Source organism: Klebsiella pneumoniae subsp. pneumoniae HS11286 (genome assembly GCF_000240185.1).
In the GTDB taxonomy this organism is placed as follows: Bacteria; Pseudomonadota; Gammaproteobacteria; order Enterobacterales; family Enterobacteriaceae; genus Klebsiella; species Klebsiella pneumoniae.
In genome coordinates this window covers 2,816,531-2,830,360 of record NC_016845.1, presented here as the reverse complement: position 1 = coordinate 2,830,360, position 13,830 = coordinate 2,816,531, and the positions used below count along the sequence as shown (strand labels likewise).

Annotated in this window: 15 protein-coding genes and 1 other annotated feature; of the genes, 3 read left to right on the top strand and 12 right to left on the bottom strand. The window is 61.3% G+C overall.

All coding sequences use genetic code 11. The features are described from left to right. From KPHS_28290 to KPHS_28220, 8 genes are all read right to left on the bottom strand, one after another. Positions 1 to 1,092, bottom strand: coding sequence for an alkylhydroperoxidase domain protein (locus KPHS_28290; protein ID YP_005227129.1), 1,092 nt, complete (start codon positions 1,090 to 1,092; stop codon positions 1 to 3). A 9-nt stretch (positions 1,093 to 1,101) separates the two neighbouring features. After that, on the bottom strand, positions 1,102 to 2,088 hold the full coding sequence (locus tag KPHS_28280; protein YP_005227128.1) for a putative monooxygenase: 987 nt from the start codon (positions 2,086 to 2,088) through the stop codon (positions 1,102 to 1,104). Beyond that, complete coding sequence (locus KPHS_28270; RefSeq protein YP_005227127.1) at positions 2,088 to 3,704, bottom strand: ABC superfamily ATP binding cassette transporter, ABC protein; 1,617 nt, start codon at positions 3,702 to 3,704, stop codon at positions 2,088 to 2,090. The genes KPHS_28280 and KPHS_28270 overlap by 1 nt, the downstream gene beginning before the upstream one ends. After that, positions 3,701 to 4,549 (bottom strand): putative ABC transport system permease, encoded by an 849-nt coding sequence (locus KPHS_28260; protein YP_005227126.1) that lies wholly within the window; start codon positions 4,547 to 4,549, stop codon positions 3,701 to 3,703. The genes KPHS_28270 and KPHS_28260 overlap by 4 nt, the downstream gene beginning before the upstream one ends. Next, positions 4,546 to 5,490: a peptide ABC transporter membrane protein gene (locus KPHS_28250; RefSeq protein ID YP_005227125.1), complete on the bottom strand. Its 945-nt coding sequence runs from the start codon at positions 5,488 to 5,490 to the stop codon at positions 4,546 to 4,548. The genes KPHS_28260 and KPHS_28250 overlap by 4 nt, the downstream gene beginning before the upstream one ends. Before the next feature lie 10 nt (positions 5,491 to 5,500). Further along, complete coding sequence (locus KPHS_28240; RefSeq protein YP_005227124.1) at positions 5,501 to 7,123, bottom strand: nickel ABC transporter periplasmic substrate-binding protein; 1,623 nt, start codon at positions 7,121 to 7,123, stop codon at positions 5,501 to 5,503. Between the two features lie 169 nt (positions 7,124 to 7,292). Then, entirely contained in the window at positions 7,293 to 8,303 is a 1,011-nt protein-coding gene (locus KPHS_28230; protein ID YP_005227123.1) for an alcohol dehydrogenase, read from the bottom strand. 89 nt (positions 8,304 to 8,392) lie between these two features. Then, positions 8,393 to 8,524: a hypothetical protein gene (locus tag KPHS_28220; protein YP_005227122.1), complete on the bottom strand. Its 132-nt coding sequence runs from the start codon at positions 8,522 to 8,524 to the stop codon at positions 8,393 to 8,395. Between the two features lie 31 nt (positions 8,525 to 8,555). Here KPHS_28220 and KPHS_28210 point away from each other — a divergent pair, with 31 nt between their 5' ends. Together KPHS_28210 and KPHS_28200 are read left to right on the top strand one after the other, a co-directional pair. Further along, entirely contained in the window at positions 8,556 to 9,347 is a 792-nt protein-coding gene (locus KPHS_28210) for an inorganic diphosphatase (RefSeq protein YP_005227121.1), read from the top strand. Further along, positions 9,329 to 9,913: a GNAT family transcriptional regulator gene (locus KPHS_28200; protein YP_005227120.1), complete on the top strand. Its 585-nt coding sequence runs from the start codon at positions 9,329 to 9,331 to the stop codon at positions 9,911 to 9,913. Before KPHS_28210 ends, KPHS_28200 begins: the two co-directional genes overlap by 19 nt. After that, positions 9,329 to 10,281: a sequence feature (potential frameshift: common BLAST hit: gi|152970403|ref|YP_001335512.1| putative regulatory protein MarR), on the top strand. (Overlaps the previous gene by 585 nt.) On the opposite strand, the gene KPHS_28190 is transcribed toward KPHS_28200, so the two are convergent. Beyond that, a complete protein-coding gene (locus KPHS_28190; RefSeq protein ID YP_005227119.1) occupies positions 9,868 to 10,032 on the bottom strand; it encodes a hypothetical protein in 165 nt (54 codons plus the stop codon). (Overlaps the previous feature by 165 nt.) The genes KPHS_28200 and KPHS_28190 overlap by 46 nt on opposite strands. Here KPHS_28190 and KPHS_28180 point away from each other — a divergent pair. Then, positions 10,033 to 10,281 carry a GNAT family transcriptional regulator gene (locus tag KPHS_28180; protein YP_005227118.1) on the top strand — a complete coding sequence of 83 codons (249 nt, stop codon included), beginning with the start codon at positions 10,033 to 10,035 and terminating at the stop codon, positions 10,279 to 10,281. A gap of 36 nt (positions 10,282 to 10,317) precedes the next feature. Here the strand turns inward: KPHS_28180 and KPHS_28170 are convergent, their stop codons facing one another. The 3 genes from KPHS_28170 to KPHS_28150 all read right to left on the bottom strand — a co-directional run bounded on the left by KPHS_28170 (position 10,318) and on the right by KPHS_28150 (position 13,773). Next, on the bottom strand, positions 10,318 to 12,033 hold the full coding sequence (locus KPHS_28170) for a putative transporter ATP-binding component (RefSeq protein YP_005227117.1): 1,716 nt from the start codon (positions 12,031 to 12,033) through the stop codon (positions 10,318 to 10,320). Between the two features lie 361 nt (positions 12,034 to 12,394). Continuing rightward, on the bottom strand, positions 12,395 to 13,081 hold the full coding sequence (locus KPHS_28160; protein ID YP_005227116.1) for a hypothetical protein: 687 nt from the start codon (positions 13,079 to 13,081) through the stop codon (positions 12,395 to 12,397). After that, on the bottom strand, positions 13,078 to 13,773 hold the full coding sequence (locus KPHS_28150) for a putative glycosyltransferase (protein YP_005227115.1): 696 nt from the start codon (positions 13,771 to 13,773) through the stop codon (positions 13,078 to 13,080). Before KPHS_28150 ends, KPHS_28160 begins: the two co-directional genes overlap by 4 nt. Positions 13,774 to 13,830: the final 57 nt, after the last annotated feature.

Below are 13,830 nucleotides of genomic sequence, written 5' to 3'. Positions count from 1 at the left end.
CTACTCACGCCAGGGTTCGCCCAGGGTCAGCATCAGGCGGTTGGCCCAGGCGAAAAAGGCCGCGGACTGCAGCAGATCCAGCTGGGCCAGAGTATCTAAGCCCTGCTCATCAAGCGCCGCCAGATGATCGGCGTTTAACGCGGGTGGCGTCACCGATAGCGCGGCGGCGGCGTCGATTTCCGCCTGCCAGCGCGGCGATTGCCCGTCGCGCAGATCCTCTCCCGGCGTCACCGCCAGCAGCGTGTCGACGGCGGTCTCGTCCTTCGCCAGCTGCGCCGCTTTGCGGGCATGCACCGAGGCGCAGTAGATACAGCCGTTGATTTTACTGGCGACCGTGGCGGCCAGCTCGCGATCGGCGCGCGGCAATCCTCCCGCGGTATAGAAAATGCCCCTATCGGTCAGGGTCCGCTGCTCCAGCACCGGCTGGTTGCGCGCCAGCAGGCGAAAGTAGGGGGAGTCGCTATGGCCATATTTGGCCAGAATCGCCTGTTCTTCAGCGTTGAATTCCGCCAGCGGTTTATCGGCCAGCCAGGGTTCCCAGTGCAGCTCGTCGCGGGTGAAGCGAACCGGGGCCGCTTTGCCGCTCTGCGCGTACGGGGTGGTATGCCAGTATCCGGCGACCAGCGGCGTATCTGCGCTGACGATGGGCTTATGGTTGAGCGCCCGCAGGCCCAGCAGCAGTCGGCTCTGGAAGCTGACAAAGGCTACCAGCTGCGCCAGGGTGACGATGCCCCGCAGGCTCCAGCCCGCGCCGGTTAAGGTGTGCAGCGCGCCGGGAGTGGCTTCAACGGGGGTGAAGGTGAGCAGGCGGGCAAAGGCCAGCGCCGGGACCAGACGATCGGTGGTCGGATCGGCGAGGCCGAAACCGGCATAGTGCGCCGCCAGCGCGTCCGCCTGGTGCAGTTTTGCCACCTTCGCGGCCACCGCGAAGCGTTCATCAAGAGGAAAGTCAGCGTCCTGCTGGCGGAACAGCACTTCATAACTTCCCTGGGCGTGACGGGTGGCGGCATCGCGGACGGCGCGCGCCTGATCGAGCGGGGAACCGGGGGCGATCTCCGCCAGTTCGGCCAGAATATCCTGACTCAGCGTCATGGGGACTCCTTATCTGATGTGGGGGGCAATATGCTGAGCGATCAGCTCAATGGAACGCAGCGTATCCCGGTGCGAAGGCTCGACTGAGTGCACCTGAAACGAAATATCGGTGGCGCGGGCCAGCACGCTGTCCTGCGCCAGGGAGGCAATAACATGCTCAGGATCGCCAACGTGGGCATCCAGCTGTTGCAGATAGTCGGTGACACTGTCACCTTCTATCGTATGACCCGCCGCCCGGTGCTGAGTCGCCTGCTTGCGCAGACCGGGCTCGGCGACCTGCAGGGCGTGGGCGTGACTGTCGGCGACGAAGGCGGTGCGCGAGGCGAGGATCCGCGGCGCAACGCCGTCCGGTAGCGCCGACAGGTAGGCGTCGATGATCGGGTTCTGAATGGCGTCCAGCGGCAGACGTGGCTCGCCGGGCGGCCGTGGCTGGGTGCGGGACAGCATCAGCCCGTGTCCCGCCTGACCGGCGCGGATGGCGCCCTCCGCCGAGAAGGTGGCGATCCAGATACGCTCCGCCAACTGCGGCGCCGGCGGATAGAGACGGTTGTCCGGGTGGCTCAGCGTGTCGCCGCGCCAGGCGCTATGGATCAGGTGCAGATGGTCGGCAAACGCCGCCCCGCGCTGCTCGCTGGTCAGGCCGAAGGGCAGAAACGAGGTTGGCGTGCCGCCGGAGCCAAACCCCACCTCCAGACGTCCGTCGGTGAGTAAATCCAGTACCGCTGCGTCTTCGGCGACGCGCAGCGGATTTTCCATCGGCAGAGTGATAATCGCCGTGCCGAGACGGATCCGGTCGGTCTGTGCCGCGACGTGGGCGAGAAACACCAGCGGTGAAGGCAGGCCGCCTTCCTGTTCATGAAAATGGTGCTGGGCAATCCATGCGCTGTCGAAGCCCAAACGCTCCGCGTGGCGGATCTGTTCGGCCGCCAGCCGGTAGCGCGTTTGCGCGGAGCCCTGATCGAGCAGACGGGTAAAAAAACCGAGGCGTTTTGGCATTATGCGTTCTCCGTGTGGGCCTGTGCTAAGCGGGAGGAAACCTGGGGAATGGCGGCGATCAGTTCGCGGGTGTAGGCCTGCTGCGGGGCGGCGAACAGGCGGTTTACGTCGCCATGCTCCACCACCTGGCCGGCGCGCAGCACCGTGACGCTGTCGGCGATCCGCCTGACCGTCGCCAGATCGTGGGTAATGAACAGGTAGCTCAGACCCAGCTGCTGCTGTAGCTGCTGCAGCAGGGCGAGGATCTGCGCCTGAACGGTGACGTCGAGCGCCGAAGTCGCTTCGTCAAGGACCAGTATCGCCGGCTCGAGGATCAGCGCCCGGGCAATCGCCACCCGCTGGCGCTGGCCGCCGGAAAGCTCCCGCGGCGTACGCGACAGCAGCTCGGGGGCCAGGGCCACCCGGGCGGCAACGCTCTCCACACGCTGGCGACGCGTCGCCGCGCTGAGGCGCTCAAAGTTTTTTAACGGCTCTTCGATAATCGCAAACAGCGTCTGGCGCGGGTCGAGCGAAGCGAAGGGGTTCTGGTAGACAAACTGGATCTTGCGCCGCAGCTGACGCTGTGCCTCGCGGCTGAGATGCCCGGCGTCGATACCGTCGATGATGACCTGTCCGGCATCGGCGCGCTCAAAGCCCAGCAGGATCCGCGCCAGGGTGGTTTTCCCGGAGCCGGATTCGCCCACCAGCGCATGGGTGCTGCCGCGTCTGACTTCAAAGCTGACGCTGTCGAGCGCCTGCAGCGCCTGTTTGCCCAGCGAGAAGCGTTTGCTGATCCCCTCCACGCGAATGGCCGGCGTGGCCAGCGGCCGGTGACGAGCCGCCGCCAGCCCCAACGGCGCATCCAGCAGGTCGTGGAGCAGCTGGCGGGTGTAAGGATGCTGTGGACGCTGGACAATCGTCTCGGTGGCGCCTTGTTCCTGAATCTCTCCCTGGCGAAACACCATGATCCGGTCGGCGCGTTCAGCGGCCAGCGCCAGATCGTGGGTGACAAACAGCACGGCGGTACCCGACTCGCGACGCAGGATATCGAGCAGGTCGAGAATGCGCTTCTGCACCGTGACGTCGAGGGCGCTGGTGGGCTCGTCAGCAATAATCAGATCCGGCTGCAGGGCAATGGCGATGGCTATCAGCACCCGCTGTTTCATCCCGCCAGACAGCTGATGCGGATACTGGTCAAAACGCTGTTCCGGGTGGCTTAGACCGACTTTAGCGAGCAGGTTAAGGGCCTGCTGTCGGCGCTCAGCGGCGGAGAGGGACTGATGCAGCCGCAGGATCTCTTCCACCTGCTGACCAATGGTTTTTACCGGGTTGAGCGAATTACCGGGATCCTGCGGGACCAGGCTGATGCTCACTCCGCGCAGGCGGTTCAGGCGTTTATCCGACCAGTCGCTAATCACTTCGCCATTGAGGACAATCCGCCCGGCATCCCGGCGGGCATTATCCGCCAGCAGGCCGATAATGGCCTGCGCGGTGGTGGTTTTCCCCGAGCCGGATTCTCCGACGAAGGCCAGCATTTCGCCGCGCTGGATGGAAAAGCTGATGTTGTGCACCACCTCGCGCCATTCGCCCCGCGAGCGGTAGCTGATGCGTAGATCTTCAACGGACAGAACGGTCATGGGCGTACTCCACTCCACTGGCGGCTAAGACGATTGGCGGCAAGGACCACGGCGACCACGGCGAGGCCGGGGAAGGTGGTCAGCCACCAGGCGGTTGACAGGTAATTGCGACCTTCGGCGATCAGTAGTCCCCACTCCGGGACCGGCGGCGGAGTGCCGTAGCCGAGGAAGCTGAGGGTGGCCAGGGCCAACATCGCCTGACCGAACTGCAGCGTCGCGAAAGCAAGCACCGCAGTGAGCGAGTTGGGCAGAATATGGCGCCAGAAGACGGCGAAAAAAGTGCCGCCGCTGCCCCGGGCCGCCTCGACGTAATCGCTGTGGCGCACGCGCACCACTTCTGCTCGCGCCAGGCGCGCGAAGCTGGCGATAGCCGCGACGCCAACCGCCACCGCCGCATTTACCGTGCCGAAACCCAGCAGAATAATCACCGTGAGCTGCAGCAGCAGGGAGGGGATGGCCAGCAGGACATCGACCAGGCGCATGATGGTGGATTCCACGCGTCCGGCCAGCGCCCCGGCGAGGGCGCCAAGGGTGGTACCCACCACCAGGCCGATGGCGACGGCGATCAGCGCCGCCGACAGGGAATGCACCGCGCCGTAAACCACCCGCGTCCACAGGTCGCGCCCCAGCTGGTCGGTACCCAGCCAGTAGTGCGCCTGCGGCGCCAGGCGCTGAGCGCCGGGGATCCCCTCCAGCGGGTTAGCGGAGGTAAACCACTGTGGGGCAATGGCCATTAACAGGGCGGCGATCATCACCGCCCACGCCAGCCACAGGCCAGGCTGCAGGCGCACTCTACGCCACTCCGGGCGGCGGCGAACCGCGATGGTATAGTCGACCAGGCTCATTTTGCACCTCCGGTCTGTAAATGGAGTCGGGGATCCAGTCGCGGCATGACCAGGTCGACCAGCAGGTTGATCAGGACGAAACCGAGGGCGGAGATCATCACCACCGCCTGTAGTACGGCGATATCCTGGTTATTGACCGCCTGCTGGGTCAGCTGGCCGAGGCCGCTGCGGCCGAAGACGGTCTCGGTGATCAGCGCCCCGGCAATCAGTTCGCCGAGCAGCAGCCCGGCAATATTCAGCGCCGGCAGCAGGGCATTCCCCATCACATGGCGCCAGAGGACGCCCGTTTCGCTCATGCCCTTGGCGCGGGCGACCGCGACGAAGGGCTGAACCGCCACCTGATCCATGCTGCGCATCAGGATCTGCGCCAGCGGGGCGGAAATGGGCAGCGCGACGGCGATAACCGGTAAAATCAGTCCTTCCAGTGGGCCGGGGTTGATTACCGGGATCCAGCGCAACTGAAACGAGAAGAGCTGGATCAGGGCGATACCCAACCAAAAGGTAGGTAGAGAGATAAACAACACCGGTAGCGACTGCAGAAAATTGCTCAGCCAGCGCAGCCCCGGCAGCCGCGAGGCGAAAGCGAGGGCGAACGCCAGCGCCACGGCCAGCAGGAAGGCCGGCAGCGCGAGGCTTAAGGTATCCGGCAGGTTGCTGGCAATCAGACTGCTGACCGCCAGACCCGCCTGCAGGGAATAGCCGAAGTCGCCGTGCAGCATCGCCAGCAGCGTGTGCAGGTACTGGCGCCACAGCGGGCTATCGGCGCCGTAGGCCAGCCGCATCTCCGCAATTTGCGCCGGGCTCAGGCCGAGGTCCGGGTTCTGAAACTTGATCAGCACCGCATCCCCCGGCAGGACCTGCAGCAGGAAAAAGGTGAGGGTAAAGGCCGCCCACAGGACCAGCAGCCCCTGGCCGAATCGTCGCAGAAGATAAGCGCTCATAACCGGCCTCTTAGTGCTTGTCCAGCCACGCGCCGTAGAACGACGGACGACCGACGGCCTCGAAGCTGACGCCTTTGACCCACGGCGCGCCGGCGAACACCTGCGGCTCTTCGAAAATAGGGATCACATAGGCGTTATCGATCAGATAGCGCTGGGCGTCACCGGTTAACTGCAAGCGCTGCTGCGGCTCTACCGCCGCGGAGATGCCGGTCAGCAGGTCATTGAGCTTATCATCGCGGAAGCGCTGCACTTTATCGCTGGAGCCGCCTTTCTGCAGCAGCGCATCGCGGTTGTTGGGGAAGAACATACTTTTCACCACATCCGGGTCGGCGCGGCCCACTTCTGAGACGGTGAGCGGGGTTTTCTGCGGGTCGAGGTTATCCAGCGTACGGCTACCGGCATCCCCGGCTTTGACCGTCAACGCCACACCCACCTGGCGCCACTGCTGGGCGATCAGCTGCAGCACTTCCTTATTTTGCGGCTGCGGCAGCGACTCATAGACGGTCAGCGCCAGCCGCTGACCGTCTTTGCTGCGAATACCGTCGGCGGCGGGCTTCCAGCCGGCGTCATCCAGCAACTGCCGGGCTTTGGCCTGGTCGAAGGTGAGTTTATCGCTGAGATTGACATAGCCGGCGGCAGAGCTGGCCAGCACGGAGGTGGCTTGCGGGTAGTTAGCGGAGAACAGCGTCTCCACCACCTGCCTGGCGTTGGTGGCATGGAGCAGGGCCTGACGCACCCGCAGGTCGGCGACCAGTGGGTTATCCGGGCGGAAGCTCAGGCTGTCGTTGACCCCGCGGGTAGGGGCAGCGTAGATCTTAAATCCCTGATCGGTAGCCTGCTTTTCATCGTAGGCCTGCACCTGGCGAATAAAGCCCGCCTGACCTGCCAGCAGCGCGCCGATACGCACGCTGTCTTCCGGCGTCACAATATAGGTGATGCCGTCGAGGTTAGCGGGCCCCTGCTGGGCAATGTTTTTCGGCCCCCACTGGTAATCCTTGCGCGCCACCAGCGTCAGCTCGCGGCCTGGTTTTTCATCCTGCACGACGAAGGGGCCGGAGCCGATAATATGTCGGGCATCGCCCAGCTCTTCAAAATTACGCTGCAGGGTGCTGAGAGATACCAGACCGGAGCCGATGGTGGCGGTTCCCTGCAGGAAGCCCGGCGACGGCTTGTTGAAGTAGAATTTTACCGTCAGCGGGTCGATCACTTCGCTGCGCTGGTAGTTATTGATGACCTCCGAGACGGGCAGACGATGGGCTTTATCTCCCAGACCATAGGTATCGAAGTTTTTGGCGACGGCGGCGGCGTCCAGCGGTGTGCCATCTGAGAAAGTGACCCCTTTGCGCAGGTGGAAGGTGTACTCGGTTTTATCGGCGTTGCTGGTCCAGCTCTCGGCGATCCACGGCTCAATCTCCAGCGTTTTGGGATTCTGCCAGGTGAGCTTGTCGGTTATCTGATTGAGAATCCCGCCATTCGGGTAAAAGCCGCCGGCGGGCGGATAGAGATTGGTGTGCGGTTGCTGCTCCAGATAAATTAAGGTGCCGCCTTTAACCGGCGTGTCGGCGGCCCAGACGGAAAAGGCGCCGGTGAGAAACAGCGCGGCCAGCGCGGGCAGGCGAAAATGACGATGCATGGTGAATTCCTTTGTTATCTATTGTGTTGCCATCATCGGGCGCGGCTAAAAACAAAGGAACCAAGGAATTGCGCTAAGCATTTGCGGAAATTGCATTTACTTCCCGGGTTGGGAAGCGAGAGGACGTGCCAGGGGGATCGCCTCTCCCGGACGGGAGAGGCGCGGGTGATTAGCTACGCAGATCGATAACCATACGGCCGCGGATCTGACCTTGCTCCATCTCTTTGAAGATAGCATTGATATCTTCCAGCGGACGCAGGGTGACTTTCGGCACCACTTTGCCTTCGGCGGCAAACTGGAAGGCTTCCACCAGATCCTGACGGGTGCCGACCAGCGAACCGACCACCTCGATGCCGTCCAGCACCAGACGCGGAATATCGAGGCTCATCGCCTCCGGCGGCAGGCCCACCGCAACCACGCGGCCACCGGCGCGAACGGCATCCACCGCCGAGTTAAAGGCCGCTTTAGCCACCGCGGTTACTACCGCAGCGTGGGCGCCGCCGGTTTTTTCCTGAATCACTTTCGCCGCATCTTCATTGCGGGAGTTGATGGTCAGGTCGGCGCCCATCGAGGCCGCCAGCTCCAGCTGTCCGTCGTTGACGTCGATAGCGATCACTTTGGCGTTAAAGACATTCTTCGCATACTGCAGCGCGAGGTTACCCAACCCGCCGAGGCCGTAGATGGCGATCCACTGGCCCGGTTTGATGTGGGAGACCTTGACCGCTTTGTAGGTGGTGACGCCCGCGCAGGTGATGCTGCTGGCGGCGGCGGAGTCGAGGCCGTCCGGAACTTTTACCGCGTAGTTGGCGGTGACGATGCACTCTTCCGCCATGCCGCCATCGACGGTATAGCCGGCGTTTTTCACCGAGCGGCAGAGCGTCTCGTTGCCGCTGTTACAGTAATCGCAGTGGCCGCAGCCTTCGAAGAACCACGCCACGCTGGCGCGGTCGCCCGGCTTCAGGGAGGTGACGCCCGGGCCGACTTTTTGTACCACCCCGATCCCTTCATGGCCGAGAATGACGCCGGTTTTATCGCCAAAATCGCCGTTTTTCACGTGCAGGTCAGTATGACACACGCCGCAGCATTCCATTTTCAACAGCGCTTCGCCGTATTCCAGCGGGCGCAGCGTTTTTTCCGTGACGTTAACCTGATGGTCGTGGGTAACAACAGCTGCCTTCATGCCTGTCTCCTTGTGGGGGAATTGATTAACTTAATTAATGCAATAGTACCCAATAAGGATTAGACGCTGAGCGGTAAAATACAAGGCGCTTAGTACAGAATGTGGCTTTTTGCTACAGAGATAGCACAAAATTCAGACAACATCGCTATATTTGGTAGGTAATAATATTGACGCTGAATGGTCATGTTTTTGTCATCACTCGAATCTATTGTTTTGCGCATCAATTTCTTATAACAACAGAGTGATACAACAATGCATCTGGTAAAAACCATCCTCACCGCCGGTCTGCTTTTGTCCGCCGCCGCCCAGGCCCACAATGTGCTGGAATTTCCCCAGCCGGAAAACAACCCGGAAGAATTTTACGCCGTCACTGAGATCCCGACGGGCGGGATCATTAAGTACGAAACCGATGCTAAAACGGGGTTTATCGTCGCCGACCGCTTTCAGTCGATGCCGGTGGCCTACCCGGCGAACTACGGCTCGCTGACCCAGTCGCTGGCCGGGGATGGCGACCCGCTGGACGTGGTGTTTTATACCCGCGCGCCGATGGCCCCGGGCACGCTGATTAAGCTGCGGGCAATTGGTGTGCTGAAAATGATAGACGGCGGTGAGAAAGACGACAAAATCATCGCCGTACCGGCCAGTAAAATTGACCCGACCTACGACGACATCAAGACCATCTCCGATCTGCCGAAAATAGAACAGCAGCGGCTGGAGGCCTTCTTCCGGGTCTATAAAGAACTGCCGGAGGGGCGTAAAAGGTCGAGCTGGCCGGCTTTAATGACGCCGCGGCCGCGAAGCAGGAGATCAAATCGGCCTGGGAGGCCTGGAAGGCGAAGAACCCGCAATAATATTCATCGCGGGCGCTGTCCGGCGCCCGCGGCATTCGCTTTCACGATCCCTATGGCGGCAAAATCACACGTCACACGTCACACGACAACGCTTATTCCACCATATTGCATCTTGACGCAGGATGAAGGCGATGGTTGTATTGTACAACCATTTCATTTTCTGGACCCGCCGCCATGCCTGATACCCCCTTAATCCAACAGATTCGTACCGCCTCGCGGTTAATGGTGCGCGAGCTGGGCTTTATGAGCACCACGCTGGCCGCCACCCATTATTCACCTTCGGCGGTGCACACCCTGCTTGAGGTATCGATGAGGGGGGAGATGACGGCCGCGCAGCTGGTCACGTTGCTGGGACTGGAAAAATCAAGCGTCAGCCGGATGGTCTCTCGTCTGCTGGCGGCTGGTGAGCTGGAGGAGCGTCCTTGCGCGGAGGATGCGCGCGCGAAATCACTCGCCCTGACGGCAAAGGGGCACGATACGGTGGCGAAAATTAACGCCTGGGGTACCCGTCAGGTGGTGGAGGCGTTAGACCATCTGGATGAGACGCAGCAGCAAACTGTCGCCACTGGACTGGCGGCCTATGCCCGGGCGCTGGCGCAGTGTCGGGATAGCGCGCTTGCGGATACGGCTCCGCAAATTTCACTGATGACCGGCTACCATCCGGGGATGATCGGCCGGATAGCCCAGATGCACGGGGAGTATTACGCCCGTCATCATGACTTTGGCGCTTTTTTGAAGGCAAGGTCGCCAGCGGCGTAGCGGAATTTGCCACCCGGCTCTCCTCCCCGGCCAACCAGATCTGGCTGGCGATCCGCGAAGGGAAAATCGTCGGCTCGCTGGCTATCGATGGCGAGGACCTCGGCCAGCAGGAGGCGCATTTGCGCTGGTTCATTCTCGATGACAGCTGCCGGGGAACCGGCATTGGCAGGCGGCTCCTCAGCGAGGCGATGGCTTTCTGCGATAGTCGCCAGTTTAGCGCGGTGCAGCTGTGGACCTTTAAAGGGCTGGACGCGGCCCGCAAACTGTATGAATCCTTTGGCTTCACGTTAATCCGCGAATGGCAGGGGGAGCAGTGGGGAAAGGTAATGACCGAGCAGCAGTTTACCCGGTCCGGAAACACCGGCTAAGGGCGTGGCGCCTTAGCCGGTGGGGGGACATGGAGATTACGTCAGTTGGTTAAGCAGGCGGGCAATCTCCTCTTGCCACTGTGCCTGCAGTGACGGCTTTTGATGTTTTGGCTTGCGGGCCATGTCGTCAGCCAGCCACTGCTCCAGGTCAATCAGCCGCGCCAGCAGCGCCTCCTCATCATCGTCAGCCCCGGCGGGTGTACTCTGCAAAGCGAGCCGACTGTCCGGGGCGGGCGCCACGGCCTGCAGACGGGCATAGACCTCCTCCAGGCTGTGCCACTCCGTTAGCCCGGCGCTGTCAATCAGCCAGAAGCGGTTACAGCTTTCGCTAATCAGCTGGCGGTCATGACTGACCAGCAGCACGCCGCCGGGGTAATCGCGCAGCGTCTGCGCCAGCGCCGCTTTACCCTCCATATCAAGATGGTTGGTGGGTTCATCCAGCAGCAGCAGACTGTAGCGCGCCAGCGACAGGCCAACGAACAGCAGCCGCGATCGCTCGCCGCCGCTGAGGGTGCTGATCTTCTGGCTATGTCTCGCCCAGCCAAACCCGGCGGCGATCAGCGCCCGTTTACGGGTGTCCGCCGACGGGGCAAACGGCGTCAGGGCCTCGAGCAGGCTGGCCTCGTCCGGCAACTGCGCCAGCGTCTGGTCATAGTAGCCGGGGTGCAACCGGGGATGCAGGCGCAGCCCCGGGAGAGGCGATGCGTTGTTCATCTGCTGCCACAGCAGGCGCAGCAGGGACGATTTGCCGCCGCCATTACGTCCCATGATGGCCACGCGATCGCCGCTGCGCAGGCGCGCCACGCCGGTGGTGAAGAGGGATGGCTGACCCGGCGCGGGCGAGACGGGAAGGGTGTCCATCTCCAAAAGGCGGTCGGCCGGCAGGGGGTCCCCCTGTAACACCAGGCGCCACGGCGGGCCGACGCTGAGCTCGGTCTGCTCGTCTTTCAGGCGGGCGACCTGCTTCTCCATCTGTTTGGCTTTGCGGGCGAGATCTTCATTGTCATAGACCCGACCCCAGGTGGCCAGCCGCCGGGCGCTGGCGCTGACCCGGTCGATCTCTTTTTGCTCCGCCTTATGACGTAACGCGGCGCTTTCATCCTGCTCCTGCAGTGCCTGACGGGCAGCGCTGCAGGGCAAGGCGAAGCAATGTAGCGTCTGGTCACGGAGGATCCAACTCGCATTAGTTACAGCATCCAGTAAGGTGTTGTCGTGTGACACCAGTACGAAGCTCCCCTGCCAGGTTTGCAGGAAGCTTTCCAGCCACAGCAGGGTGGGCAGATCGAGATGGTTGCCCGGCTCATCCAACAAGAGCAGATCAGGCTGGCGGATCAGCGCCCGGGCCAGCAGCAGACGCGTGTGCTGGCCGCCGCTCAGGGTGGCGGTCTGCTGCTCCATCACCGCCGGGGTAAAGCCCATCTGCGCCAGCAGGCGCTCGGCCAGCCAGCGCTGTGCTTCCCGCGCGTCGGCGGGTAATGGGGCCAGCACCGCCTGCAGCAGCGACTGCGTATGCAGCGCCTCCGGCAGATGCTGTTCAACGCGGGCCATCAGACACTGACCGGCGAGCGAGACGCTGCCCGAGGTGGGCGCGAGGGTGCCCTCCAGCACCTGTAACAGGGTGCTTTTGCCGCAACCGTTATGGCCGATGAGACCGATCCGGTCGCCTTTCTTCAGGGTGAAGGAGAGGGAGTTAAACAGCGGCCCAAAAGCCGTCTCCACGTGGAGCGCATGGGCAGTTAGTAATGTACTCATAGTCAACTTACTCAAGAGTTACAGGCATGCAAATGCCTCGTCAAAACTCGCTGACGATAACCCGGTAAGCCGGAGAGAAGGGATTGCGTGAAGGGTCTTCGCTCAAGCCATAGTTATCGCAGCACGATACCGATAACGCTTGAGCTGGCGCAATTGCCTAAGGCATGTGAAACAATAAACATTTCACAATACAGCATGGGGGGCCTCCTTTTTTATTCAGTCAGTGGATGGGTGATGGCAGTGTAGTGGGGAAAGGGAAAGCGCGCCAGTGACAAAACTGGCAGGGGCCGATACCCACCAGTTTTCGTGTTCAGTGCCATTACCGGCGAGATATTGTTGGCGCAGAAGGCTAGTGTGTTTGCTAAAACGTAATGGGAAACCAGCGGGCGTGGTCGCGGGTATATTCCGTCATCGCCTGGGGATCCTTTATCGCCTGGCAGGGAGCCTCGAGAATATTCGGATACGAATCCGGATACCAATCCTCTTCGGTCGTTAAGGTAAAAAAGCGAGACTCCCGGTGGGTTTCACAGGTATAGGCGTTTTTAATATTGTCGACTTTGCGATATCCCCTGGGATCACGATATTCGATATACACGTTGTACTCAGAGCGGGTACCCCGCCACGCGCCAGGCTCCGGTTTCTGCCAGCGTATCGTCTGGTAGTAGCGCTCCCGCTCGCCGTAGCGATAGACAGGGGTTTCCCCGCCGGGAATCACGTCGGGTCTCAGGAAGAAAAACAGCAAACCCGCCAGCAGGAGTAACACCGATGGGAGAGTGTGGGTCAGCAGCCGCGGCGCCCGACGGTTAACCAGCAGCAGCCACAGCAGCGGCGGGATCGTGCTGACGATAAAAGCAAAGAGGATTTTCGCCGGCGTATAGAGTTCATGCACAGAGACCTCGCCGGCTTTCGCCGCGTAAAACGCCTGCTTATCGCCGAAATACCAGTACTCACCGTGAAAGGCGCTGATGGCGCTCACCAGCAACAGTCCGCTAAACAGCCCCAGCCAGAGGCGTAATATCGGCTGCAAAACCATTTTTTGCTGGCTCATTTACGGCTCCTGATGGTTTTAGTGACAAGCAGCTCGTCTTCAGAGACCGTATCCAGATCGGCAATCTGACTACACTGGTTGGCAAGGACCTGCGGATCGCCGTTCGGGAACCAGCCCTCATTGAATGACAGGGTGTAAAACTGGGTATGCCGCTGCACTTCACAGCGCCAGGCGCGGCGAAGATTGTTTCTGTCGATAAGCCAGCGGGGATCTTTCGCTTCAACAAAGGTTTCATATTTTGATTGCTTAGCGGAATGACTACCTGACCGGGTTTTCATCCAGAATATGGACGCATAATAGGTATTGTGTTTACCGTACTGAATACTGGCATCCCGACCCGGGGTGACCTCCGGGTGGAGGAAAATAAATATCCCGGCGGCAATCAGTACCATCAGCGGTAATATAGGATGCTGTATCGGCCGCCAGGGGATTTTACGTACCGCCAACAGCCAGACCAGGGTAATAATAAACACGTAGAGCAGAGCGAAGAAAAATTTACTCGGTTCATAGATGACGACATCCACCAGATCGCCGGTGGCGGGCTGATACTGTTCCGCCCGCGGGGTGAGCATCCACATATCGCCGCTGAAGAGGCACATTCCGGTGATGATGGCGATACCTCCGATAAGAAACAAGACAATACGGATCAGAATCGCATTCGCTTTATTCGCGCCAAGGGTTAATTTTAGCATTTCACATTCCGTTGTGAGGGGGTGAGAAACAACTATTTTGCACAGCGGAGGGCGCGC

What these genes read in the sequence shown, in the direction of transcription:
- KPHS_28290 (YP_005227129.1), bottom strand. Translation starts at nt 1,092, where the DNA reads ATGACGCTGAGTCAGGATATTCTGGCCGAACTGGCGGAGATCGCCCCC.
- KPHS_28280 (YP_005227128.1), bottom strand. Translation starts at nt 2,088, where the DNA reads ATGCCAAAACGCCTCGGTTTTTTTACCCGTCTGCTCGATCAGGGCTCC.
- KPHS_28270 (YP_005227127.1), bottom strand. Translation starts at nt 3,704, where the DNA reads ATGACCGTTCTGTCCGTTGAAGATCTACGCATCAGCTACCGCTCGCGG.
- KPHS_28260 (YP_005227126.1), bottom strand. Translation starts at nt 4,549, where the DNA reads ATGAGCCTGGTCGACTATACCATCGCGGTTCGCCGCCGCCCGGAGTGG.
- KPHS_28250 (YP_005227125.1), bottom strand. Translation starts at nt 5,490, where the DNA reads ATGAGCGCTTATCTTCTGCGACGATTCGGCCAGGGGCTGCTGGTCCTG.
- KPHS_28240 (YP_005227124.1), bottom strand. Translation starts at nt 7,123, where the DNA reads ATGCATCGTCATTTTCGCCTGCCCGCGCTGGCCGCGCTGTTTCTCACC.
- KPHS_28230 (YP_005227123.1), bottom strand. Translation starts at nt 8,303, where the DNA reads ATGAAGGCAGCTGTTGTTACCCACGACCATCAGGTTAACGTCACGGAA.
- KPHS_28220 (YP_005227122.1), bottom strand. Translation starts at nt 8,524, where the DNA reads ATGCGCAAAACAATAGATTCGAGTGATGACAAAAACATGACCATTCAG.
- KPHS_28210 (YP_005227121.1), top strand. Translation starts at nt 8,556, where the DNA reads ATGCATCTGGTAAAAACCATCCTCACCGCCGGTCTGCTTTTGTCCGCC.
- KPHS_28200 (YP_005227120.1), top strand. Translation starts at nt 9,329, where the DNA reads ATGCCTGATACCCCCTTAATCCAACAGATTCGTACCGCCTCGCGGTTA.
- KPHS_28190 (YP_005227119.1), bottom strand. Translation starts at nt 10,032, where the DNA reads ATGCGCCTCCTGCTGGCCGAGGTCCTCGCCATCGATAGCCAGCGAGCC.
- KPHS_28170 (YP_005227117.1), bottom strand. Translation starts at nt 12,033, where the DNA reads ATGAGTACATTACTAACTGCCCATGCGCTCCACGTGGAGACGGCTTTT.
- KPHS_28160 (YP_005227116.1), bottom strand. Translation starts at nt 13,081, where the DNA reads ATGAGCCAGCAAAAAATGGTTTTGCAGCCGATATTACGCCTCTGGCTG.
- KPHS_28150 (YP_005227115.1), bottom strand. Translation starts at nt 13,773, where the DNA reads ATGCTAAAATTAACCCTTGGCGCGAATAAAGCGAATGCGATTCTGATC.